The sequence below is a fragment of the Pseudomonas gessardii genome (assembly GCF_001983165.1).
GTDB lineage: Bacteria > Pseudomonadota > Gammaproteobacteria > Pseudomonadales > Pseudomonadaceae > Aquipseudomonas > Aquipseudomonas gessardii.
The window spans coordinates 166,877-190,807 of record NZ_MNPU01000001.1 but is presented as its reverse complement, the minus strand read 5'-3'; the positions used below and the strand labels follow the sequence as shown (position 1 = coordinate 190,807).

At 61.5% G+C, this 23,931-nt stretch carries 21 protein-coding genes; 10 read left to right on the top strand and 11 right to left on the bottom strand.

Annotated features, from left to right (window positions below):
• Positions 1 to 14: 14 nt before the first annotated feature.
• Together BLL38_RS00855 and BLL38_RS00850 are read left to right on the top strand one after the other, a co-directional pair.
• The gene (locus BLL38_RS00855) at positions 15 to 3,194 is read left to right on the top strand and encodes an efflux RND transporter permease subunit (protein ID WP_076960876.1); all 3,180 of its coding nucleotides are present in this window, start codon (positions 15 to 17) and stop codon (positions 3,192 to 3,194) included.
• A complete protein-coding gene (locus BLL38_RS00850; RefSeq protein WP_076960875.1) occupies positions 3,191 to 4,606 on the top strand; it encodes an efflux transporter outer membrane subunit in 1,416 nt (471 codons plus the stop codon). The genes BLL38_RS00855 and BLL38_RS00850 overlap by 4 nt, the downstream gene beginning before the upstream one ends.
• Positions 4,607 to 4,694: 88 nt before the next feature.
• On the opposite strand, the gene BLL38_RS00845 is transcribed toward BLL38_RS00850, so the two are convergent.
• A complete protein-coding gene (locus BLL38_RS00845; protein ID WP_076960874.1) occupies positions 4,695 to 5,711 on the bottom strand; it encodes an AraC family transcriptional regulator in 1,017 nt (338 codons plus the stop codon).
• A 183-nt stretch (positions 5,712 to 5,894) separates the two neighbouring features.
• Here BLL38_RS00845 and BLL38_RS00840 point away from each other — a divergent pair, with 183 nt between their 5' ends.
• The gene (locus tag BLL38_RS00840) at positions 5,895 to 7,097 is read left to right on the top strand and encodes an MFS transporter (protein WP_076960873.1); all 1,203 of its coding nucleotides are present in this window, start codon (positions 5,895 to 5,897) and stop codon (positions 7,095 to 7,097) included.
• On the opposite strand, the gene pssA is transcribed toward BLL38_RS00840, so the two are convergent.
• Entirely contained in the window at positions 7,094 to 8,437 is a 1,344-nt protein-coding gene (gene pssA / locus BLL38_RS00835; RefSeq protein ID WP_076960872.1) for a CDP-diacylglycerol--serine O-phosphatidyltransferase, read from the bottom strand. The genes BLL38_RS00840 and pssA overlap by 4 nt on opposite strands.
• A gap of 124 nt (positions 8,438 to 8,561) precedes the next feature.
• On the opposite strand from pssA, the gene BLL38_RS00830 reads away from it, so the two are divergent.
• Together BLL38_RS00830 and BLL38_RS00825 are read left to right on the top strand one after the other, a co-directional pair.
• Entirely contained in the window at positions 8,562 to 9,125 is a 564-nt protein-coding gene (locus BLL38_RS00830; protein ID WP_076960871.1) for a TetR/AcrR family transcriptional regulator, read from the top strand.
• 44 nt (positions 9,126 to 9,169) lie between these two features.
• Positions 9,170 to 9,649: a nuclear transport factor 2 family protein gene (locus tag BLL38_RS00825; RefSeq protein WP_076960870.1), complete on the top strand. Its 480-nt coding sequence runs from the start codon at positions 9,170 to 9,172 to the stop codon at positions 9,647 to 9,649.
• A 42-nt stretch (positions 9,650 to 9,691) separates the two neighbouring features.
• Here the strand turns inward: BLL38_RS00825 and BLL38_RS00820 are convergent, their stop codons facing one another.
• The 4 genes from BLL38_RS00820 to BLL38_RS00805 all read right to left on the bottom strand — a co-directional run bounded on the left by BLL38_RS00820 (position 9,692) and on the right by BLL38_RS00805 (position 13,899).
• On the bottom strand, positions 9,692 to 10,852 hold the full coding sequence (locus tag BLL38_RS00820) for a PQQ-dependent sugar dehydrogenase (protein ID WP_076960869.1): 1,161 nt from the start codon (positions 10,850 to 10,852) through the stop codon (positions 9,692 to 9,694).
• A 19-nt stretch (positions 10,853 to 10,871) separates the two neighbouring features.
• On the bottom strand, positions 10,872 to 11,189 hold the full coding sequence (locus tag BLL38_RS00815) for a hypothetical protein (protein WP_076960868.1): 318 nt from the start codon (positions 11,187 to 11,189) through the stop codon (positions 10,872 to 10,874).
• 185 nt (positions 11,190 to 11,374) lie between these two features.
• Positions 11,375 to 12,274 (bottom strand): lipid A hydroxylase LpxO, encoded by a 900-nt coding sequence (lpxO, locus tag BLL38_RS00810; protein ID WP_076960867.1) that lies wholly within the window; start codon positions 12,272 to 12,274, stop codon positions 11,375 to 11,377.
• A 284-nt stretch (positions 12,275 to 12,558) separates the two neighbouring features.
• Positions 12,559 to 13,899, bottom strand: coding sequence for an LPS O-antigen chain length determinant protein WzzB (locus BLL38_RS00805; RefSeq protein WP_076960866.1), 1,341 nt, complete (start codon positions 13,897 to 13,899; stop codon positions 12,559 to 12,561).
• A gap of 405 nt (positions 13,900 to 14,304) precedes the next feature.
• Between BLL38_RS00805 and BLL38_RS00800 the strand changes: the two genes are divergently transcribed.
• A complete protein-coding gene (locus BLL38_RS00800; protein WP_076960865.1) occupies positions 14,305 to 14,715 on the top strand; it encodes a TIGR03067 domain-containing protein in 411 nt (136 codons plus the stop codon).
• A 134-nt stretch (positions 14,716 to 14,849) separates the two neighbouring features.
• Here the strand turns inward: BLL38_RS00800 and BLL38_RS00795 are convergent, their stop codons facing one another.
• Positions 14,850 to 15,662 carry a class I SAM-dependent methyltransferase gene (locus BLL38_RS00795; protein WP_076960864.1) on the bottom strand — a complete coding sequence of 271 codons (813 nt, stop codon included), beginning with the start codon at positions 15,660 to 15,662 and terminating at the stop codon, positions 14,850 to 14,852.
• Positions 15,663 to 16,131: 469 nt separating this feature from the next.
• Here BLL38_RS00795 and BLL38_RS00790 point away from each other — a divergent pair, with 469 nt between their 5' ends.
• On the top strand, positions 16,132 to 17,718 hold the full coding sequence (locus BLL38_RS00790; RefSeq protein ID WP_076960863.1) for an ABC-F family ATPase: 1,587 nt from the start codon (positions 16,132 to 16,134) through the stop codon (positions 17,716 to 17,718).
• Between the two features lie 167 nt (positions 17,719 to 17,885).
• Complete coding sequence (locus BLL38_RS00785; RefSeq protein ID WP_076960862.1) at positions 17,886 to 19,058, top strand: MFS transporter; 1,173 nt, start codon at positions 17,886 to 17,888, stop codon at positions 19,056 to 19,058.
• Here the strand turns inward: BLL38_RS00785 and BLL38_RS00780 are convergent.
• Together BLL38_RS00780 and BLL38_RS00775 are read right to left on the bottom strand one after the other, a co-directional pair.
• The gene (locus BLL38_RS00780) at positions 19,052 to 20,089 is read right to left on the bottom strand and encodes an alpha/beta hydrolase family protein (RefSeq protein WP_076960861.1); all 1,038 of its coding nucleotides are present in this window, start codon (positions 20,087 to 20,089) and stop codon (positions 19,052 to 19,054) included. The two genes, BLL38_RS00785 and BLL38_RS00780, sit on opposite strands and share 7 nt — an antisense overlap.
• 201 nt (positions 20,090 to 20,290) lie before the next feature.
• The gene (locus BLL38_RS00775) at positions 20,291 to 20,902 is read right to left on the bottom strand and encodes an FMN-dependent NADH-azoreductase (protein ID WP_076960860.1); all 612 of its coding nucleotides are present in this window, start codon (positions 20,900 to 20,902) and stop codon (positions 20,291 to 20,293) included.
• Positions 20,903 to 21,028: 126 nt separating this feature from the next.
• On the opposite strand from BLL38_RS00775, the gene BLL38_RS00770 reads away from it, so the two are divergent.
• Entirely contained in the window at positions 21,029 to 21,937 is a 909-nt protein-coding gene (locus BLL38_RS00770; RefSeq protein WP_076960859.1) for a LysR substrate-binding domain-containing protein, read from the top strand.
• A gap of 11 nt (positions 21,938 to 21,948) precedes the next feature.
• A complete protein-coding gene (locus BLL38_RS00765) occupies positions 21,949 to 22,299 on the top strand; it encodes an MmcQ/YjbR family DNA-binding protein (protein WP_076961132.1) in 351 nt (116 codons plus the stop codon).
• A 175-nt stretch (positions 22,300 to 22,474) separates the two neighbouring features.
• Here the strand turns inward: BLL38_RS00765 and BLL38_RS00760 are convergent, their stop codons facing one another.
• Together BLL38_RS00760 and BLL38_RS00755 are read right to left on the bottom strand one after the other, a co-directional pair.
• On the bottom strand, positions 22,475 to 22,858 hold the full coding sequence (locus tag BLL38_RS00760; protein ID WP_076960858.1) for a DUF1294 domain-containing protein: 384 nt from the start codon (positions 22,856 to 22,858) through the stop codon (positions 22,475 to 22,477).
• Positions 22,858 to 23,688, bottom strand: a complete 831-nt coding sequence (locus BLL38_RS00755; RefSeq protein WP_076960857.1) for an undecaprenyl-diphosphate phosphatase — start codon at positions 23,686 to 23,688, stop codon at positions 22,858 to 22,860. Before BLL38_RS00755 ends, BLL38_RS00760 begins: the two co-directional genes overlap by 1 nt.
• Positions 23,689 to 23,931: the final 243 nt, after the last annotated feature.

The window sequence follows — 23,931 nt, the reverse complement described above, 5'->3', positions numbered from 1 at the left end:
GGACTACACACAAGATGAATTTTTCCAAGTTCTTCATTTCGCGGCCGATCTTCGCAGCGGTCCTGTCGCTGCTGATCCTGATCGCCGGCGCGATTTCGCTGTTCCAATTACCGATCAGCGAATACCCGGAAGTGGTGCCGCCGACCGTGGTCGTGCGTGCCAACTTCCCCGGCGCCAACCCCAAGGTCATCGGGGAAACCGTGGCCGCGCCGCTGGAACAGGCAATCACCGGCGTCGAGAACATGCTCTACATGTCCTCGCAGTCGACCGCCGACGGCAAGCTCACCCTGACCATCACCTTCGCCCTGGGCACTGACCTGGACAATGCACAGGTGCAGGTGCAGAACCGGGTGACCCGCACCCAGCCCAAACTGCCGGAAGAAGTGACGCGCATCGGGATCACCGTGGACAAGGCCTCTCCCGACCTGACCATGGTGGTGCACTTGACCTCCCCGGACCAGCGCTACGACATGCTCTACCTGTCCAACTACGCCATCCTCAATATCAAGGATGAGCTGGCGCGCCTGGGGGGTGTCGGTGATGTGCAGTTGTTCGGTATGGGCGACTACTCATTGCGGGTGTGGCTGGATCCGAACAAGACCGCCTCGCGCAACCTGACCGCCACCGATGTGGTGACTGCGATCCGCGAACAGAACCGCCAGGTAGCGGCCGGTGCGCTGGGCGCGCCACCCGCGCCGACGGCCACCAGCTTCCAGCTGTCCGTCAACACCCAGGGGCGCCTGGTCACCGAGGACGAGTTCGAGAACATCATTATCCGTGCCGGCGATAACGGTGAAATCACCCGCCTCAAGGACATTGCCCGGGTCGAATTGGGCTCCAGCCAATACGCCTTGCGCTCATTGCTCAACAACCAGCCGGCGGTCGCACTGCCGATCTTCCAGCGCCCTGGCTCCAATGCGATCCAGATCTCCAACGAAGTGCGCGACAAGATGGCGGAGCTGAAAAAGAGTTTCCCCGAAGGCATGGACTTCAGCATCGTCTATGACCCGACCATCTTCGTGCGTGGCTCCATCGAGGCTGTGGTGCATACCCTGTTTGAAGCCCTGGTCCTCGTGGTGCTGGTGGTGATCCTGTTCTTGCAGACTTGGCGCGCCTCGATCATTCCGTTGGTGGCCGTGCCGGTCTCGTTGATCGGCACCTTTGCCGTGATGCACCTGTTTGGCTTCTCGCTCAATGCGCTGTCACTGTTCGGCCTGGTGCTGGCCATCGGTATCGTGGTGGACGACGCCATTGTGGTGGTGGAGAACGTCGAACGTAATATCGAGCTGGGCCTGGAACCGTTCCCGGCCACCGAAAAAGCCATGAGCGAAGTGACCGGCCCGATCATTGCCACTGCGTTGGTGCTGTGTGCGGTGTTTGTTCCGGCGGCCTTTATCAGCGGCCTGACCGGGCAGTTCTACAAGCAGTTCGCCTTGACCATTGCGATTTCCACCGTGATCTCGGCCTTCAACTCCCTGACCTTGTCCCCGGCCCTGGCCGCCGTGTTGCTGCGCAGCCATGACGCGCCCAAGGATCGCTTCTCCAAGGTGCTCGACAAGCTGTTCGGAGGCTGGCTGTTCCGCCCGTTCAACCGCTTCTTCGAGCGGGCCAGCGGTGGCTACGTCAGCACCGTGCGCCGGGTGATCCGTGGCAGTGGCATCGCCCTGTTCCTGTATGCCGGCCTGATGGTCCTGACCTGGTTTGGCTTTGCCCACACCCCGACCGGTTTCGTCCCGGCCCAGGACAAGCAATACCTGGTGGCCTTCGCCCAACTGCCGGACGCTTCCAGCCTGGATCGCACCGAAGACGTGATCAAGCGCATGTCGGATATCGCCCTCAAGCAACCGGGTGTGGAAAGCGCCGTGGCCTTCCCCGGCCTGTCGATCAACGGCTTCACCAACAGCCCCAACAGCGGCATTGTGTTCGTGACCTTGAAGCCGTTTGACCAGCGCAAGGACGCGAGTATGTCCGCCGGAGCAATCGCGGGTGCCCTGAACGGCAAGTACGCCGATATCCAGGAAGCCTACATGGCGATCTTCCCACCGCCGCCGGTACAGGGCCTGGGTACCATCGGCGGGTTCCGCCTGCAAGTCGAAGACCGCGGCAACCTGGGCTACGAGGAACTGTACAAAGAAGTGCAGAACATCATCACCAAGAGCCACAACGTGCCGGAACTGTTTGGCCTGTTCACCAGCTACACGGTCAACGTGCCCCAGGTCGATGCCGCCATCGACCGTGAAAAGGCCAAGACCCACGGCGTGGCGATCAGCGACATCTTCGACACCCTGCAGATCTACCTGGGCTCGTTGTATGCCAACGACTTCAACCGCTTTGGCCGTACCTACCAGGTCAACGTCCAGGCCGAGCAGCAGTTCCGTCTTGAAGACGAGCAGATCGGCCAGTTGAAAGTGCGCAACAACAAGGGCGAGATGATCCCGCTGGCGACCTTTATCAAGGTCAGCGACACCTCGGGGCCGGACCGCGTGATGCACTACAACGGCTTTATCACCGCCGAGATCAACGGCAACGCCGCCCCTGGCTACAGCTCGGGCCAGGCGCAAGAGGCGATCGAGAAACTGTTGAAAGAGGAACTGCCCAACGGCATGACCTACGAGTGGACCGACCTGACCTATCAGCAAATCCTCTCGGGCAATACCGCGCTGTTCGTGTTCCCGCTGTGTGTCTTGCTGGCGTTCCTGGTACTGGCCGCCCAATACGAAAGCTGGAGCCTGCCGTTGGCGGTGATCCTGATTGTGCCGATGACCCTGCTGTCGGCCATTACCGGGGTGATTCTGTCCGGTGGCGACAACAACATCTTTACCCAGATCGGCTTGATCGTCCTGGTGGGCCTGGCCTGTAAGAACGCGATTCTGATTGTCGAATTCGCCAAGGATAAACAGCAAGAAGGCCTCGACCCGCTGGCTGCGGTGCTGGAAGCCTGCCGCCTGCGTCTGCGGCCGATCCTGATGACCTCGTTCGCCTTCATCATGGGCGTGGTGCCCCTGGTGCTCTCCAGCGGCGCGGGTGCCGAGATGCGTCATGCCATGGGTGTAGCCGTGTTCTCCGGGATGATCGGGGTGACGTTCTTCGGCCTGTTGCTGACGCCCGTGTTCTACGTGTTGATCCGTCGTTATGTGGAGCGCAGCGATGCGCGCAAAGCGGCCAAGGCCTTGAAGCTGGAGACACAGCAATGAGTGTGAAGGTGTTCCTGCCGAGCCTGCTGGTGTTGGCGCTCAGCGCCTGTGCCGTGGGCCCGGACTATAAAACCCAGCCATTGGAGGCGGCCACTATCACCGCCGCCGCCGATGCCCGGCAGTACGACCACGCCAAGTTTGAAGGCATCTGGTGGCAGCAGTTCGAGGACCCGACCCTTAACCAGTTGGTCCTCCAGTCGTTGAGTGGCAACCGTGACTTGCGGGTCGCCTTTGCCCGCCTGCGGGCCGCCCGGGCGATTCGCGATGACGCCAGCAATGATGCAATGCCAACCATCACCAGCCGTGCCAGCAGTGATTTGGCCAAGGGCCAGATCCCCGGCCAGACTACCCGCCGAGTCAGTAGCGAGCGCTATGACCTGGGCCTGGACATGGCCTGGGAGCTGGACCTGTTTGGCCGTATCCAACGTAACCTGCAAGCCAGTGACGCCGACCAGCAAGCGGCCGAGGCCGACCTCTACCAACTGCAAGTCACGATGATTGCCGAACTGGTGGACGCCTACGGCCAACTGCGCGGCGCGCAACTGCGGGAAAAAATCGCCCTGGCCAACCTGAAGAACCAGCAGGATTCGCGCACCATCACCGAAAGCCTGCGCGATGCCGGCGTCGGCGACCAACTGGACGTGGTGCGTGCCGATGCGCGCCTGGCGGCGGTCGAGGCCAGCGTGCCGCAATTGCAGGCCGAGCAAGTGCGCGAGCGCAATCGCATCGCCACCCTGCTCGGCCAGCGCCCGGACAAACTCACGGTGGACCTGAGCCCGGCCGACCTGCCGGCGATTGCCAAGGCCTTGCCGATTGGCGACCCGGGGCAACTGCTGCAACGGCGCCCGGACATTCTCAGCGCCGAACGCAAACTGGCAGCCGCCACCGCGCGTATCGGCGTGGCCAAGGCCGACCTGTTTCCACGGGTCAGCCTCAGTGGTTTCCTCGGGTTTACGGCTGGCCGCGGTTCGCAGATCGGTTCATCGGCCGCCAATGCCTGGGCCCTGGGCCCGAGCATCACCTGGGCCGCCTTTGACCTGGGCAGCGTACGCGCGCGTTTGCGCGGTGCCGATGCCGAGGCCGATGGCGCCCTGGCCACCTACGAGCAGCAAGTCTTGCTGGCCTTGGAAGAGTCAGAGAACGCCTTCAGCGACTACGGCAAGCGCCAGCAACGTCTGGTCTCGCTGATCCGCCAGAGCGAATCCAGCCGCGCCGCCGCCGACCTGGCCGAGATCCGCTACCGCGAAGGCACCGCCGACTTCCTCGTGCTACTCGACGCCCAGCGCGAGCGCCTGCTCGCCGAAGACGCCCAGGCCCTGGCCGAAGTGGACCTGTATCGCGGCATCGTGGCGATCTACAAGGCACTGGGTGGTGGCTGGCAGCCCGAAACGGTGGTCGCCAGCCGCCAATGATGTAGACAGAGCTCCTTTGGTTGGTCGCATCCAACCAATTTTTAGCCCCGTGGTCCATTCGGTCATGGGGCTTTTTTTGTCTGTGCGATCAGTTGACTTCGGTGAGGATCAAACTACGGTAATGCCCAGGATTGGATCCCGACCATTTGCGAAAAGCCTTGTAGAACGAACTCACATCGGCAAAACCCAGGCGACTGGCAATCTCGGCAAAGCTGATCTCGGCTTCGGCCAGCCAGACAATCGCCAACTCCTTGCGCACGCTGTCCTTGAGCCCCTGGTAGGTCTGCCCTTCTTCCGCCAGCCGCCGACGCAGGGTGGACGCGGACATGCACAATTGCTGGGCCAGGCTTTCGGTTTCCGGCCACTGCTGGGCCGGCTGTTGGCGCAGGTCATGCTTGATGCGCATCGCCAGGCTGTCCGGGTCGCGGTATTTGACCAGGATGTTGGCGGGCGCATGGGCCAGGAAGCGCTTGAGCTCCTCGGGGCTGCGCTTGATCGGCAGGTCGAGGCAGTCAGCCGAGAAGATCATCCGGGTGCGGGGCCGGTCGAAGCGCAGGTTGTCAGAGAACATCACCTGGTAATCCTCACAAAACGCCGGCTGCGCGCCGCGCAGTTCAATCGCCAGGATCGGGATGCGCCGGCCGGCCAACCAGCAAGCAACACCGTGGACGATCATCCAGTAGCAAAAATAGGTGAACGCCCGCCGCGGTTCGGGCTCGGGTTCCAGCAAGACGATTTCCGCCAGGCTTTGCTGGCGCACTAATTGCGCGGGCAGGTGTTCGAGCATCAACGACAGGAAGCCCAGGCCGGTTTCCAGGGCCTCGCCCAGGGTGGGCTGGGCCATGGAGGCATGACACAGGAACGCCAGGCTGCCGGATTTGAGCTTGCGTGGGTCCATGCCAAAGAACTCATCATCCCGGCGCCGCGCCAGCAAGCGCCAGAGCCGGGCGTACGCCAGCGCCGGGACCCGGGCGGCGGGCTGCTCCAGCAACACGGGGTCGATCCCGACCTTGTTCAGGGCCTCCCACGTCGCTGCACCGGGGGCACAGCTCTGCAACAGGGCTTCGCCAACCAGGTGGATGGAGATTGTGTCTTTTTCCGACATGGGCCAGGGCTCAAGCTTGTAGGTTGGCCATTGTAGGAGCGTGTGGGCAGATGAGAAACCCAAATTGCGCACCGATGCCGCGCGCGCGTGGGCTGTGGATTTGTATCATCGTGGTTAATCGCGCTTTGTGTTTAGCCGTCTTACCTATAACGTTCAATCGATCCTATTCACGGAAGATTTCCCATGCCTGATTCAGCCGCCAGCCTTGATGCTGCCTTGCCCACTCCAGTGACATTCAACCTGCGCCCCCTGCTGATCGCCAATATGGCCTGCACCATGGCGATGATGGCGTTTGTCTCGCTGATCGGCCCCATCGCCCGGGTGCTGGGGCTGGCGACCTGGCAGGCGGGGGCGGCGGTGACGGTGTCCGGGGTGATCTGGATGCTGCTGGCGCGCCCCTGGGGCCAGGCCAGTGACCGCCTGGGCCGGCGGCGGGTGCTGCTGCTGGGCACCGGCGGCTTCACCCTGGCGTACTGGGCGCTGTGCGTGTTTATCGATGCCTCCCTGCAACTGCTGCCCTCGGCCATGCTGGCGTTTATCGGGCTGGTGCTGGGGCGCGGGTTGATCGGGGTGTTCTACGCCGCGATCCCGGTCGGTGGCTACGCGCTGATCGCGGACAATATCGAGCCGGCCCACCGCACCCAGGCCATGGCCTCGCTGGGGGCGGCCAACGCCTGTGGCCTGGTGCTGGGGCCGGCGATTGCCGCGCTGCTGGCCCGCTACAGCCTGAGCCTGCCGTTCTATGCCATGGCGCTGTTGCCAATGGCGGGCTTTTTGGTGCTGCTGGTAAAACTGCCCCGCCAGGAACTGCACCTCAAGCAACCGCCCAAGGCCGTCAACCTCGCGGACCCACGCCTGCGCCGCCCGCTGGTGGTGGCCTTTGTCGCCATGTTGTGTGTGTCCATCGCCCAGATCACCGTGGGTTTTTTCGCCCTTGATCGCCTGAAAATGAACCCGGCTGACGCCGCCCAAACCGCCGGGATCGCCCTGACGATGGTGGGCCTGGCCTTGATCTGCTCGCAGTTGCTGGTGCGTAAACTGGAGTGGCCACCGCTGCGGATGATCCGCGTCGGCGCCATCGTCGCCGCCCTGGGCTTTGCCGGCAGCATGTTCGCCGATACGGCGTGGATCCTCTGGCTGTGCTTCTTCGTCTCGGCGGCGGGCATGGGCTGGATCTTCCCGGCGTTTGCCGCCCTGGCGGCCAATGCGGTGGAGGCCTCGGAACAAGGCGCCACCGCCGGCTCGGTGGGTGCGGCGCAAGGCTTGGGCGTGGTGGTCGGGCCCCTGGCCGCCACCCTGATCTATGCCGTCGAACCGCGGCTACCCTACCTGGTCGCCGCCGCCCTGTTGTTGCTCGTTGCGCTCTGGCCGGCACCGCGCCACTAGAGGATCCGGTACAGCAAGCGCTCGACCCGCACCCGGCTGACCCGGCGCAAGAACTTGCCAACGGCTTCGGGGTAATCCACCAGCGTCTGCAACTGCTGGTAGCCCTGGATCCGCGTGGCATGCCGGAAAATCTCTGCAAGCTCGCTGCGCCGTGGCGCCAGCCACTGGCCCTGGGGGTCGTCGATCAGCAAGGCGTTTTCCAGGTCCAGGCGGAAGGCTCGGGGGTTGAGGTTGTTGCCGGTGAGCAAGGTGTAGCGCTCGTCGACCCACATGCCCTTGAGGTGATAGGTGTTATCCCCATCGCGCCACAGGTGCAGGCTGAGCTGGCCGCTGTCGATCATGCGCTGGTGGCGCTTGGCAAAGCGGCGCAGGCTGATTTCGTAGAGATACGGCAGCGCGGCGATGATCCTGAAGGGTTCGCTGGGCGGGATGTAGAAGTCGTTGGCGGTCTTGTCGCCGACGATGATGTCGATCTTCACCCCACGGGCCAGCGCACGGTTGATTTCCCGGGTCACCGGCAGCGGCAGGTTGAAATACGGGGTACAGAGGGTCAACTGCTGCTGGGCGCTGGCGATCAGCTCGCAGATCACCCGGCTCAGCGGGTTGTTCTTGCCCACCCCCAGCAACGGGCTGACCGACAACCCGCCAATGCCAGCCTGGCCGGCCGTGGTGTCATAGGTCGCGTGCTTGAGCCGGCTGCGCAAGTCACCGATGTCATTGCGCAGGCTGCGGGTGGTGGGCAGGTTGGGCAGGTCCAGGCGGTGTACCGCCTTGGACGCGACCAGCCCGTGCTCCACCAGGTGTTGCATGGAGTCGGCCAATGGTTTGTTGTGGATCAGGTGATAGCGGTCGAAGCGGTATTTGTCGAACTTGTGCAGGTACACATTGTTGAGACTGGCGCCGCTGTACAGCACGCTGTCATCGATCACGAAGCCCTTCAGGTGCAGCACACCAAACAGCTCGCGGGTTTGCACCGGCACCCCGTACACCGGCACGTGCGTGGGGTGTGCCTGGGTCATCGCCTGGTACCAGGCGCTGTTGCCCGGCTGCTTGCCCGCGCCGATCAGGCCGCGCTGGGCGCGCAGCCAGTCCACCATCACCACGATCTCCAGCTCGGGCCGCGCAGCCTTGGCGGCATGCAGCGCGTCAAACACCTCCTGGCCCGCTTCGTCCTGTTGCAGGTACAAGGCGACAAGGTAGATACGGTGTTGGGCCTGGGCGATGTTCTCCAGCAGGCAGCGGCGAAACTCAGCGGCGCCGGACAGCACCTCGATAGCATCGGCGGTCAGGGGAAAACCGCGCAACTTGGGTAACAGGGAACGTTTGAATAACGACGGCATAGGGCCCGCAATGATCGAATCCGAAGAGCCCGAGAGCTTACACCATGGGGGTGGCCAGGTCTGCCCACGGGATGCCGAAAATAATTGATTGACCAAGAAGAACGATCGTTCTACTGTTGGCGACATGAACGATATGACCAGCAGTGAAACCCGCGACATTATCCTGGACGTCACCGAAAAGTTGATCTACCGGCATGGCATTGCGGCCACCGGCATGGATCTGCTGGTGAAAACCGCCGGCGTCTCCAGAAAAAGCATCTACCGCTACTTCGCCAACAAGGACGAACTGGTGATCGCCGCCCTGCAGCGGCGCGACGAGCGCTGGCTGCAGTGGCTGCGCAGCGAGGTCGAGCCCTACGCTGACAGCGGCGCGCGCTTGCTTGGCGTGTTCAGCGCCCTCAAGCGCTGGTTTGGCTCCGCGGACTTTCGCGGCTGCGCCTTTATCAACACCAGCGGCGAGACCGGCAACCCGCAAGACCCGGTACGCCTGCTGGCCAAGGCGCACAAACAGAAACTGTTCGAGTACCTGCTCGAACTGTGCAAGGCACATGGCACCCCCGCCCCGGAGCAACAGGCCGCGCACCTGCTGATCCTGGTGGATGGCGCCATTACCATGGCCCTGATCATGGGCGATGTAACCGCTGCTGATAATGCGCAATGCATGGCGCAAACGTTATTGGCACTTTGAACGTTGGATGGGTTTAACGATTAATGTTCTGAAGGAACTCTCAAATGTCAGACAATGCACACCTGCGTCCGCCATTACCGCCCTTTACTCGGGAATCGGCGCTTGAAAAGATCCGCCTGGCCGAAGACGGCTGGAACTCCCGTGACCCGCAACGCGTGTCGCTGGCCTACACCCTGGACACACAGTGGCGTAACCGCGCCGAATTCGCCCACAACCGCGAGCAGGCCCGGGCATTGCTCACACGCAAGTGGGCCAGGGAGTTGGACTATCGCCTGATCAAGGAGCTGTGGGCCTTTACCGGCAACCGCATCGCCGTGCGTTATGCCTATGAATGGCACGACGACTCCGGCAACTGGTTCCGCTCCTACGGTAACGAGAATTGGGAGTTTGACCAGGATGGCCTGATGTCCAACCGGTATGCGTGCATCAACGACATGCCGATTAAGGAAAGCGAACGCAAATTCCACTGGCCACTGGGCCGGCGCCCGGATGATCACCCGGGGTTGTCGGAATTGGGGTTGTAGGGGGTTTCGCGGCAAGCACCCAGTGTGCTTGCCGCTTATAGCTCAATCCTGCTGCAAACCCACCTGATACAACACGCCATCCGCTTCATCCGTGAGCACGTACAGGAAGCCATCCGGGCCCTGGCGTACGTCGCGGATGCGCGCCTTCAACTCGCCCAGCAGGCGCTCTTCGTGCACCACCCGATCGCCGTCGAACTGCAAGCGGATCAGCTCCTGGCTGGCCAAGGCGCCGATAAACAAGTTGTGCTGCCAGGCCTTGAACCGGTCGGCGTCGTAGAACGCCATGCCGCTGATGGCCGGCGACTTTTCCCATACATGGTGCGGGCCGACCGTGCCGTCTGCTGTCTTGCCAAGGGCCTCGGGAATCGGCAGCAAGGAATAGTTGATGCCATGGGTCGCCAGTGGCCAGCCGTAGTTCTTGCCACGCTCGATGATATTGATTTCATCGCCACCGCGCGGGCCGTGTTCGTTTTCCCAGAGGGTGCCGGTCCAGGGGTTCAGTGCGGCACCTTGGGGGTTGCGCTGGCCATAGGACCAGATCTCCGGCCGGGCCCCCGGCTGACCGACAAACGGGTTGTCATCCGGCACGCGGCCATCCGGGTAGATCCGCACGACCTTGCCTTGCAACTTGTCCAGGTCCTGGGCTGTGGAACGCTGGTTGTTTTCCCCCAATGTCACAAACAGGTAGCCATCGCGGTCAAACACCAGGCGTGAACCAAAGTGATTGCTGGTAGACAACTTGGGCTCCTGGCGCAGGATCACCTGGAAGTCCTGCAAGCCGCTCAGGTCCGCGCTCAAGCGGCCACGCCCCACCGCCGTGCCAGCCGTCCCGCCCTCGCCGCCGCCTTCCGCGTAAGACAGATAAACCAGGCGGTCCTCCTTGAAATCAGGCGACAGCACCACATCCAGCAAGCCCCCCTGCCCCTTGGCCCACACGTGCGGCACGCCACTCAGGGGGGCGGATAACTTGCCATCACTGCTCACAAAGCGCAGCGCGCCAGGACGTTCGGTAACCAGGAAGCCCTGCTTGTCTGGCAAAAACGCCACGGCCCAGGGGTGGTCCAGGCCTTTGACAATCGGGGTGACGCTGATGCTGCCTTGCTCGCTGGGAAACTGCCGGGTATCGGCAGCAGCAAACGCGGGCAGTGCGGCGGCCAAGACACTGGCACAGCAGGTCGCTAAAAGAGATTTGCGTAGAAACATACCGTGGGGCTCCTTGCGTTCAGGGCCGGCGATTGCCGTTGGCATCTTGCGTCGGGGCTGAGGGTTGCGGGGCAGGACGTGCGGGGGCTGCATCACGCTGCGGGTAGCGGTTGCCGATGCCACCGTTTTCCAGGGTCGGCGGCCGAGGCACAGGCGCGGTGTAGGTGCCACGCGTGGCGGGCATCGAGGGCTGCGTGCCCTGCATGCTGTTGGGGTTGGCCCGCTTGATCGGGCTGTTATACGGGTTGTTGTTGCCGGGCAGGTTCTGCGCCTGGGCCCCGCCACTCAAGGCGAGGCCCAGGACCAGCACCACAAGGCTGCGTGTACGGCGGTTCATGACAAAGCCTCTCTGGGGCGAGGAATACCTGCATTCGATAACACGCTACGCGTTGGGTTCGGGCTGGGTAACTAAATAGTTTCCAGGCAGGTGTAACACGGCTTTGCAGAGCCTGGGCAACAGCCAGCAGATGGCGCAGAGACTGGGGGACGAATCCGTCGGACTGATATGCCCCCCGGATGAGATCAGATCAATATGAAGAGCAGCGCCAACCCGGCGAAGATCGCCCACTTTTCCAGGTAGTAGCGGCTACGGTTGCGCTTTTTCAGCTCCTTGCCCCGCAGGCGGATTTTGTACAGGCGGGTAAAGGCGCGGTTCAAGCCGCCGGTCTTGTCCCCGGCATCATTGGGCGAGCCGGCAGCGGCCATGACGTTGCGGCTGAACCAGCGATTGAACGCCGCCGCCCAGCGATACTTCATGGGCCGCTCGATATCGCAGAACAGAATGATGCGGTTTTGCGTCGTGGTGTTTTCGGCGTAGTGGATGTACGTCTCATCGAACATCACCGCCTCGCCGTCACGCCAGTAGTAGTTCTCACCGTCCACATTGATATAGCAGCCTGGATCGTTGGGGGTATCCAGGCCCAGGTGGTAACGATAGGAACCCGCGTAGGGATCACGATGGCGCACCAGCCTGGAACCTGGCGGCAATTCGGCAAACATCGCGGCCTTGATCGAACCGATACTTTGCACAAGCTCAGTGGTGCGTGGGCACAGCTTCATGGCCGAAGGGTGACTGTCGCCGTACCACTTGAGGTAGAAACGCTTCCAGCCCGACTTGAAAAACGAGTTGAAACCCACGTCGTTGTATTGATCCGAACGCTTGATCTCCCCGGCCCGCATCAGGTTCTGGCCTTCCTCGCGAATCACCTGCCAATGCTCCTGCAGCGGGCTCAGGTCGGGGAAGTCACTGGGCGACAAGTAAGGCCGGCCGGGCAACCTGGAGAACGCGTAGAGGAAGCAGTTGACCGGTGCAAGGAAGGTCGAGTGGTCGCTTAACTGCCGGCCCAGCTTATGTCGCACCCGGCCACGCAGGTGTACATACGCAATGGAGACAACGTAAAGGGCAACAATGATGAGTTTCACGGGAATTCGTCACATATCAGAAGAGTACTGGCTGCCCCTTTAGGCCCTGCCGAGCCCGAAATGGAAAATGCAGCCCCTGAAATCACAATTCGTTAACAGGCCCACGAGTGTCTTGGAGACCATTCGGATAGTGGCCAATGGCAGTTATTTTAGCCACAGATTGTAACCAAAGGTTAACTAAGAATTGTGAAAAGGTGTCTTCCAACTGTATAGCCGCGCCACCCCGAAAGTGCGGTGGCGGGTATGCCGGGCTGCGACGCAGCCCGGGAAAGGCCTCGCGCGACTCAGCCCAATGGCTGGTCATCCTTGCGTTCGCGCCGGGTAAAGCGGTCATCGTCCAGGGCTGGATAGCCCACGGTACGCCGTGTCAGGACCAGATGGCGAACCAGCGCAATAAACATCCCCAACAGCAACCCGGCCACCAGGCTCAAGGCAACCACCAGGACTTTCTTCGGCTTGATCGGGCTCAGCGGCTCCTGGGCGCGCCGGTCAATCGTCACCAGCTTCAAGGCACTCATATCGATATTCAGGCCGCGCAGGCGGGCCACTTCAGCACGCAAGGGCTCGACATCCTGCAGGAAAATATCTTCATTGCCCCGCCGCTTCATAACCTCGACCTGGCGATTGACCTCCAGCAACTGCAGTTCCTTGCCGATTTCCGCGACACGGCTGTTGGTGAAGTCGTCGCTGGTCCGCTGCTGCAAGGCCGTGCGCTCGGCTTCCAGGGCCTCAGTACCCAGGAAGTACAGGGGAATCTGCTGGTTGTTGACCTCGGTGCGCATCACCTGGCTGGAGCCGTTGCGCCCGGCATCGGCCATGGACGACGGGGTGGTCGGGTTCTTGATGCCCATGGACTTGGCAATCGAAATGGCTTCATTGAGCTCGGCCAAGCGGTTGGAGCGCTGCATTTTCATCTGCAGGCGCAAGGCGCTGAGTTCATCTTCAAGCTGGGCGCGCTTGAGCTTGTCGCCTTCGAGCAGCTTGGCGATTTTCGATTCCTTGTCGGTTTCGTAATTGGCGCGTGCTGCGTCAATCTTGCCTTTGAGCTCAGTGAGGCGATTGTTGACGATCACCTTCAGGTCGGCGCCCACTTGTTCGCGCTCGGCGGCAATGGCGTAGTCGACAAACCCGTTGAGAATCGCCACCCCGTCCATATCCGTGGGGTATTGCAGTTCGAGGCGAATATAGCTGCTCAAGGAGTCCGCTTTCTTCGGGTCAGGCAGGATCAGCTTGATCGAGTTGCGGTTGAACGCCTCGAAACTCTGTTCCAGGCTGCGCCCCGGCTTCTGGAACGCCTGGAACAACGCCGGGTTGGCCTTGAAGAAGCTCAGTCGCGCATCGTACGAATCCAGTTGCGCGCCCACTTTGGCCAGCGCGTCCGCCGGCGGCAACTTGTAGACTTCGGAACGATTGAGGGCATCCAACTCATTGATAGCCGCAGGGCGCAGCACACTGCTGACCTGGTACTCACGGGGGGCCAACAACGCGTAGCCAACGCCCACCAGGCCTGCAAAAAGGGTACAACCGATTACCAGTTTCTTTTGCCGCCAGATCGAGTGGAACAGGTCAAATAAATCAATTTCATCAGACACCACGGGGGCTTGAACCTGAGGAGTTCTATTCAAAATGGGGACACCCTTCAAAAAGTGGACACTGGCTGCCCACTACACAATAGATCTGAATAACCAATTGAGAATGCAGGGACAACGCCCTGGATATGGCTAATACGACATAAGGCAACGGTCATCCGACCATTCAGTCACTGAAAAAGTCCCTACCGCATCGAGATTGTTTTCCTTCAGAAAGATTAATGTCATATAGGACGCCGCTCAGCGTAGATGACATATCAAGAAACATCCTTCTCACGATAGGCCAAAATCGTTTTAAATATCTGCTGGCAAAGGAAAAAACCCGACAGGCGCACAACTTTGGGAGATTTCCTACAAAACCTAATAACCAAACTCGACAGGAAACATTTCTTGCTGTCGGCGAGCCCGCCATTGAGGCCTTATCAAAACAGGAGTTTTTGCATGCCATTGCCCTCTTCCCACGCCACCCCGTGCCCGACCGAACGGGATCGACAGGCCCTGCAAGGCACTTGGGAGCAGATCGCCCTGGAAGACAGCGGCATCGCCAACCCACCGGATGAACACAGTGCGCCCGGTGCGCTAACCACAATTGAGGGGGATCGATTCCAGGTCATGACCCTCGATGGCAAGGTCTTGCTGGAGGGGTGTTTTACCCTGGACGCCCGCACCACGCCCAAGAGCATTACCTGGATCGATGCCATCGGGGCCGACGCCGGCAAATGCCTGCCTGCGAGCTACACCCTGGAAGATGAGCGCTTCGTGTTTATCGCAGCAGATGAAGGCATGCCCCGGCCGACGCATTTCAGTACGACGCCAGGGCAGATAATGCGCACCTTCGTGCGCCGGGCTTGAGGGGGTTGGGCGGCATCCGTTTTAGCGACAGGATTTTCACAAACGCTTCACGTTTGGCGCGATAAGTTGAACCCAACTCCTCAAGTAAATCCCTTGGCCCGCCGCCCCAGCGGGCCTTTTTTTGCCTGGCTTTTTCAGGCCGGGCACTTGACGGCGGTCAGGGTGTAGCACATCGGCAATTGCGCCGCCTGGTCCTCGTACTGGTCGTAGACTTCTTCACGATTGGAGTGTGGGTACTCCTGCAGATGCCGCAACTGCAACCCCGCCGCGATGGCCGCGCTGACAATCTCCCCCAGGGTATGCACGAACCAGTAAGAGGCAGCCGCGGCCCCCTTGCTCGCCCCCTCATAGACAATTGCCTCGTGCTGCACAAAAGGCTCGCGGCGAAAGTATGAAGTGGCCGGCAACATCGGGTTGGCAGCTTGGGGGTCGAACACTTCCAGGAACGGATGGGTCTCGTAGATCACCAGCGTCCCCCCTGCTTTCAGGGTGCTGGCGACATGCCGCATAAACAGCGCGATATCCGGCATCCAATTCAGCACGCCGATGGTGATCAGGGCGATGTCAAACCGCCCGTGCAGGCGCTCGGGTAAATGATGAATATCGGTTTCGATAAACTCAGGTGAATGTGGCGACCGGCTGGCCAGTTCCGCAGCCTGGGCAAGAAACGCATCGGACTGGTCGATCCCGACCACGCTGCTGGCGCCAAGCCCATACAGCGACAGGCTTTCACGGCCGTTATTGCACCCCAGTTGTACCGCGTCCCGGCCCTTGATCCCCACTTGCAACAATAGGGCGGTCAGGGTCGGATCCAGGCAACTGAACCCCGGCTCGCCAACGGCCTCAAGCAGGCCTTGCCAGTGCTCGGTCGCTTTATGGTGTGCGGCGGATTCGTTCCAGGCGGCCTTGTTACTGGCGATGGCCTGTTGAGCAGACAGCGTGTCCATTGCGTCTCCAAACGGTTGAGCGTGCGCAACACAATGGCAATGAGCGCCGTCAAAAAATAAAAAGGTGGTTCGCCCCGCACCGACAGCCTCGCCATCCCTGAACCGGTAAAGAGCCATCACTGCAGGGCGAACGGTGGAAACTTAATCCACGACCATTGGATGTTCAACTGTTATCAACACGGGATCGGACAATCGAGACAATTTCGATACAACTTGATGAATTTTGTAGAATTTACAGCCCAAATAACCAAGCCAGGCACTGCTCGCCGTCCGACAGGCCTGCCTGTCATATAACTCGCGCCTCACATATGCGACAATGCGCGCCAAATTCCAACATGCACCCCATATTTTCTGCTCGGCGACTGGGCTTCACGCCTTGATGTCGCTGTTGACGCATGCCCGTTGGCCCGGGCTCCGAATGGGTCCCGGCCCAAATAAGCGCACCCCAAGCTATTGATAGGTAAAGTAATTGATCTCCACAGCTAACATCACCATGCAGTTCGGCGCCAAGCCGCTGTTTGAGAACGTCTCGGTCAAGTTCGGCGCCGGTAACCGTTATGGTTTGATCGGTGCCAACGGTTGCGGCAAGTCGACCTTCATGAAAATCCTCGGGGGCGACCTCGATCCGTCCGGCGGCCAGGTCATGCTGGAGCCGAACGTGCGCCTGGGTAAACTGCGCCAGGATCAGTTCGCCTACGAAGAATTCAACGTGATCGACACCGTGATCATGGGTCACGAAGAGCTGTGGAAGGTCAAGGCCGAGCGCGATCGCATCTACTCGCTGGCGGAAATGAGCGAAGAAGATGGCATGGCCGTGGCCGAGCTGGAAACCGAGTTCGCCGAAATGGACGGCTACACCGCCGAATCCCGTGCCGGTGAACTGCTGCTGGGCCTGGGTATCGGCATCGAGCAGCACTTCGGCCCGATGAGCGAAGTGTCCCCAGGCTGGAAGCTTCGTGTATTGCTGGCCCAGGCGCTGTTCTCGGACCCGGAAGTGTTGCTGCTCGACGAACCGACGAACCACCTGGACATCAACACCATCCGCTGGCTGGAAAACGTCCTGACCCAACGTAACAGCCTGATGATCATCATCTCTCACGACCGTCACTTCCTGAACAGCGTGTGCACCCACATGGCTGACCTGGACTACGGCGAACTGCGCCTGTTCCCGGGCAACTACGACGAGTACATGACCGTGGCGACCCAGTCCCGCGAGCAGTTGCTGTCGGACAACGCCAAGAAGAAAGCGCAGATCTCCGAACTGCAATCGTTCGTCAGCCGCTTCTCGGCCAACGCCTCGAAAGCCAAGCAGGCCACGTCCCGCGCCAAGGCGATCGACAAGATCCAATTGGCCGAGGTCAAGCCTTCGAGCCGTGTGAGCCCGTTCATCCGCTTCGAGCAAACCAAGAAGCTGCACCGCCAGGCGGTCATCGTCGAGCGCATGGCCAAAGGCTTTGACGGCAAGCCGCTGTTCAAGGACTTCAGCTTCCAGGTTGAAGCCGGCGAGCGCGTGGCGATCATCGGCCCGAACGGTATCGGCAAGACCACCCTGCTGCGCACCCTGGTCAACGAACTGACCCCGGACGCCGGTAGCGTGAAGTGGACCGATGCGGCTGAACTGGGTTACTACGCCCAGGACCACGCCCATGACTTTGAAGACGACATGAGCCTGTTCGACTGGATGGGTCAATGGACTCAAGGCGAACAAGTGATCCGTGGCACCCTTGGCCGCATGCTGTTCTCCAACGACGAGATCCTCAAGTCGGTCAAGGTCATCTCCGGTGGCGAGCAAGGTCGCATGCTGTTCGGCAAGCTGATCCTGCAAAAACCCAACGTGCTGATCATGGACGAACCGACCAACCACTTGGACATGGAATCCATCGAGGCGCTGAACCTGGCGCTGGAGAACTACCCGGGCACGCTGATTTTCGTCAGCCACGACCGTGAGTTCGTATCGTCCCTGGCCACCCGTATCATCGAGCTGAGCCCAAGCGGCGTGATCGACTTCAGCGGCACCTACGACGACTACCTGCGTAGCCAGGGTGTGGTGTTTTAAGGGCAGCCAATAGCGGTTAGCCACAAGCAGCAAGTAAAAGCCCCGTCAGCAGTGACGGGGCTTTTTGCATTGACGGAAATGACGCTGTCGTTGGATCGTTAGCCTGCTTCCTTTTTTCCCATGCCCTTGCCATGATGCGTTCACCGCCCTGCCGCGAATAAGCCTCCATGCCTGCCGCCCCCAGCTCCCTGTCGATCACCCTGCAGATCGTCTCCATCGTCTTCTATACCTTTATCGCGTTTATCTGCATCGGCCTGCCGATTGCGGTGATTCCCGGCTACGTCCATGAACAACTGGGCTTCAGCGCCGTGGTGGCAGGCATCACCATCGGTTCGCAGTACCTGGCCACCCTTCTCAGCCGCCCCATGGCCGGGCGTATCTCGGACAACCTCGGCACCAAACGGGCGATCGTGCTCGGTTTGAGCGGCATCCTGCTCGGCGGCGTGTTGACCTTTTTCGCCACGCTGCTGCACAGCCTGCCCAGCCTGAGCCTGGGGATCCTGCTAGTCGGCCGCGTGCTACTGGGCGTGGCCCAGGGCCTGATCGGCGTGGGCACCATCAGTTGGTGCATGGGCCAGGTCGGCGCCGAACACACCGCGCGCTCGATCTCCTGGAACGGTATCGCGTCCTATGGCGCTATCGCCATTGGCGCACCGCTGGGCGTGGTGATGGTTGCGCAATACGGCTACAACAGCCTGGGCCTGGCCCTGGCGCTGCTGGCCGGGCTGGGCCTGGTGCTGATCCGCAAAAAAACCTCGGTGCCGGTGGTGCGCGGCGAGCGCCTGCCGTTCTGGGCGGTGTTCGGGCGGATTGCACCATTTGGCGCCAGCCTGTGCCTGGCCTCCATCGGCTACGGCACCCTGACCACCTTTATTACCCTGTTCTACCTCAGTCGCGGCTGGACCGACGCCGCCTGGTGCCTGACGGTGTTTGGAATCTGTTTTATCCTCTCGCGCCTGCTGTTTATCTCCAGCATCAACCGTTTTGGCGGCTTTCGCGCAGCAATTGCCTGCATGAGCCTGGAAACCCTCGGCCTGGCCCTGCTATGGCTCGCGCCCTCTCCCGCCATCGCCCTGATCGGCGCCGGCCTCACCGGGTTTGGCCTGTCGCTGGTGTACCCGGCACTGGGCGTCGAAGCCATCAAACAGGTGCCCAACAGCAGCCGCGGCGCGGGGCTGAGTGCCTATGCGGTGTTTTTCGACCTGGCGCTGGCGATTGCCGGGCCATTGATGGGCGCGGTGGCCTTGAACCTGGGTTACTCATGGATCTTCTTCGGCGCGGCGCTGCTCTGCGTCACGGGCCTGGGCCTGACCTTGCTGCTGATGCGCCGGGCCTACTGATCCGCGGTCTGCATGCCGGCCCGCGCGTGCTGGCCGAGGGCGCGGCTGAAAAAACGCCCGGCCTCGGAGACCAGGTCGCGGTGGATGCCCTCGCGGTCCACCCCATCGGCATCGGTACACAGCGCTGGCATCAGCGCCAGTTGCTCGTCATCGCAGGGCGCCATGAAGATAAAGTGCCCGGCCCCGGCCAACAGTTTGAAATCCGGCGGCTGCGGCAGCTTGCGCGCCAGGGCGGCGGCGTTTTTGTCCACGGCCACCAGCTTGTCGCCATCGCCGCTGTACAGCAGCACCGGCACATGCACGTCGCCCAGGGTATGGCGACCAAACATCAGGCTCAGCGGGGCCATCAGCATCAACGCGTGGATCCGGGGATCGGCCTGGGGTTGCAGGTCATCGCGGTCGACCACCAGCTCACCCTTGGTCGTACAGGCGTCGCGGTCTTCGGGACGTTCCTGGCAATAGCGGCGCAGGCGCTCGAAATCCGGCCTGGCCCCGGCCAGGATCAGCGCCGTCTCGCCGCCCGCCGAATAGCCGATCACGCCCACCTGGCCCACATTGACGAACGGCGACAGCATCGGGTCGCCCAGGGTGGCGCTAATCGCTGCAGAAATCTGGAGCGGGCGCCCATACAGGTTACTCAAGGTGCCCAGGCGGCTGTGGTCCTTGTAGTTGTCACCAGGATGCAGCACCGCCACCACCACAAACCCTTTGCGCGCCAGCGACGTTGCCAGGTCGTGCAAGGCCAGGGGCGTGCCGGTATTGCCGTGGGACAGCATCAGCAGCGCAAAGCGGCCGATGGCGACCTTGGCGTCCTCGGTGGCGGCGACGCGATACGCGCCCACCTGGTTGATATGTTCCGCGCCCGTGGACGGATAAAACGCGATGGCTTTCATCGGCTGCCCATCCAGTGGGTCGAGAAAGCTCATGCGGTGATAACCCACGCTCCAGTGGGGGTGCGGGGCCACGGCAGCGTGCACGGGAATGAGGCCGCTGAGCAGGCAAAGCAGCAAGACTGCACAAAAACGCATCATGGGGCTGTCCACCTGGGCTGTGTGACGCCTGCGAGTCGGTTCAGGCTCAGGCGGCATGGCCCTGCAATGCATAACCTGCGCCAGATTCGCCCGCCCAAAACAAAAAACCCTGTATCCCGCTGGTTTTCAGGCCAGCAGAATACAGAGTCTAGGCGTCTCGGATCAGATTGACAGCAAGTCGCGGCGATCTTTACACAGGGCTTACGCGGCGGCGAACAACTGCTCGCTGATCACGGTATTGGCGTCGTTCAGCGCCTTGCTGCGCACTTCGTCACCGTAGGCCAGGCCATGGGCGCGGACGAACTCGACATCGGTGATGCCCAGGAAGCCCAGCAACAACTTCAGGTAATCCTCGTGTGCGCCGCTGGAAGGCTGGCCTACGTGCAGGCCGCCAGCCGTGGAGACCACGATGACTTTCTTGTTACCGCACAGGCCTTCCGAGCCGGCTTCGGTGTAGCGGAAGGTCTGGCCGGCGACGGCAATGCGGTCGATCCAGGCCTTGAGCTGGGTGGGGATGGTGAAGTTATACATCGGCGCGGCGATGACCACCGCGTCGGCGGCCAGGAACTCGGCCAAGGTCGAGGCGCTCAGGTCGGCTTCGTGCTTCTGCACTGCATCACGCAGCTCGGCGGCGGTGCCCAGGGCGCCCAGGGTAATCCCGGAAAAATGGTTGATGCCTTCGCTGGCCAGGTCGCGGTAGGTGACTGCCACACCCGGCTCGGCCGCTTGCCAGGCCTTGACCACTTCGCGGCTCAACTGGCGGGAGGCCGAGTTGTCGCCCAGGATGCTGGAATCGATATGCAAGAGTTTCATGTGGGATCTCCAAGTGAGGACCGCCACCGGGCGATCTGATGGAGAGAATCCTACAGGTCATTCCAATAGCCGATTAGCCAATTAAAATGCGATAGTTCGTCCCACTGACAGGACAATAGGCCAACCATGCAAGACCTCAATGACCTCTACTATTTCGCCAAGGTGGTGGAAGCCGGTGGCTTCGCGGCCGCTGGCCGGCTGCTGGGGATCCCCAAATCCCGGCTGTCGCGGCGCATTGCCGAACTGGAGGAGCGCCTCGGCGCTCGCCTGCTGCAGCGCACCACCCGGCAACTGACCCTGACCGCCGTCGGCGAACGTTACCTGGGGCATTGCCAGGCGATGCTGCTGGAAGCGGAAATGGCCGACGAAGCCGTGGTCAACATGTCCAGCGAGCCACGGGGCCGCCTGCGGGTCAGTTGTCCGGTGGGCCTGGCCCATGAAATCCTGCCGACCGTGGTGGCGCAATTCCTCGCGGCCCACCCGTTGGTGCAACTGGAGATGATGCTGATCAATCGCCGCGTAGACCTGGTGGCCGAGGGCGTAGACGTGGCCTTGCGCGTGCGCGAACTGGGGGATGAAGACCCGCTGCTGGTAACCCGCCGCCTGCGCCAGGCCCAGACGGCCATGGTCGCCAGCCCCGAGTTTATGCGCGGTCGCCGGATCGAGACCCCGGTCGACCTCAAGCAACTGCCCATACTCGGCGCACTGGAGGCCGACCGTCTGGTCCACCTGCGCATGCTCGACCCGGTCGGCAATGTCACTGACCTGGCAATGGAGGCACGCCTGGGTATCGACGACTTCCTCGTACGCAAGGCCAGCGCCCTCGCCGGCCTGGGCTTTACCGTGCTGCCGATGATGTATTGCGAGCAGGAGCTGGAAACCGGCCAACTGGTGCAACTGCTACCTGAATGGTCATTGCCCGGTGGCTGGCTGCAAGCGGTCTACCCACACCGACGCGGCGTATCCCCAGCCGTGCGTGCCTGGATCGACTTTTTGGCCCATGCCTTCAAGAGTTGCGGAGATCGACGGCTATGAATACCCGGATCATGAGCGAAGACGACGTCGCCCGGTTCTGCCTGGGTTTGCCCGGTGCCCGGGAGGATTACAAGTGGGGCGGCGTGCGGGTGTTCTCCATTGCCGGCAACAAGATGTTCGCCTTGCAGAACCTGCGGGGCGATTCCCTGGCGTTCAAGGTCGACAAGGAACTGTTCCTCGGCCACGTGGACCGCCCCGGCATCCACCCGGCGCCGTACCTGGCGCGGGCGCAGTGGATCATCATGCAGGTGCCCTACCCACTGGGCGGCGAAGAACTGCGCGGCTTGCTGCAGCGCTCCCACCAGTTGGTGGTGAGCAAGCTGCCCAAGCGCACGCAGATCGGCCTGAGGCTGGACGAGTAAGCCAGTCCAGGTCGTCTTGCACACAACTTGATCATCGAGACATGCACATACCCCTGTGGGAGCGGGCTTGCTCGCGATAGCGGTCTATCAGTCAGTTAATCTGGCACTGACACACCGCTATCGCGAGCAAGCCCGCTCCCACAAGGGCGCAGCTTCGCTCTCAAGCCCCACATGGCTAGAAGACTGACAGCAGCGTCCCACCAAGGAACAACTGATCGATCCAGAACACCTGGTGCAGCAACACGATCAGCCAGAACACCACCTGGTACGACACCTTGCGCGTCTTGTGGCGAAACACCTGCTGGGCGAGCAAGGCGCCCGGCCAGCCACCGGCCAGTTCCAGGGCATGCAGGATCTTCTCCGGGGTGCGCCAGCTGTCGCTCTGGGCCTTGCGTTTGTCGCTCCAGTACAGGCAAAACGTCACCACGCTGACCAGGCCATAGGCCGCCAACGGCACCAACGACACCCCGCGATACGCCAGCAGGGCCGCGCCGAACAACGGCACGGCACACAACAGTGCAAACACCACAGCCTTCAAGCGCAGATGTTGGATTGTCATCACGCCTTGGCCGCCGCCCAGTCAATCCAGCCGAACTGCCAGGTGGCCAGGATCAGCAAACCGAACGCAATGCGGTACCAGGCAAACACCGCATAGCTGTGGCTGGCGATGAACTTGAGCAAGCCACGCACCGCAATCATCGCGAAGATGAACGAGACCACAAAACCGACGGCAAACACCGGCAGATCCGCCGGCTGGAACAGGTCACGGTACTTGTAGCCCGAGTACACCGCTGCGCCGACCATGGTTGGCATTGCCAGGAAGAACGAGAACTCGGTGGCTGTCTTGCGCGACAGGCCGAACAACAGGCCGCCGATAATGGTCGAGCCGGAACGCGAAGTGCCCGGGATCATCGCCAGGCACTGGGCAAAGCCCACTTTCAAGGCGTCTTTCCAGGTGATGTCATCCACCGTTTCGGCATGGACTTCATGCTCGCGGCGCTCGGCCCACAACATGATCACGCCGCCGATCACCAGTGCGGTGGCCACGGTGATCGGGTTGAACAGGTATTCGTGGATCAGGTCGGCAAAAATCACCCCCAGCACCACCGCCGGCAGGAAAGCGATCAGCAGGTTGACCGTGAAGCGCTGGGCGTTGCGCTGGGTCGGCAGGCCGGTCACTACGTCGAGGATCTTGCGCCGGAACTCCCAGACCACCGCCAGGATGGCGCCCAGTTGAATGATGATGTTGAACGCCATGGCGCGTTCGCCACCGAAGTCGAGCAAGTCGGCGACGATGATCTGGTGCCCGGTACTGGAGATCGGCAAGAACTCCGTCAGCCCTTCGACAATGCCAAGTATCAATGCCTGAAAGGCAGTCCAAAGATCCATTATTCCCCCAAAAGGCCATGCGACGGCATGCCTCGTTGATATTTTCTAGGTGTTCACTAACGATGAGCACGCTGCAAGGCTGCGCGCAGGATCAAGGCCGAACTGCAAAAATTCTGTGAAAAATCAGGCAGGACTCAGGTTTTTTGATTCCGGGCCGAAAGCCTATCAGACAAGCCCGAATTTCGCTGCGCGTTATCGCCGGCCGATCAATGCAACACCGAAAATTATAAGAACGCGGAGTGA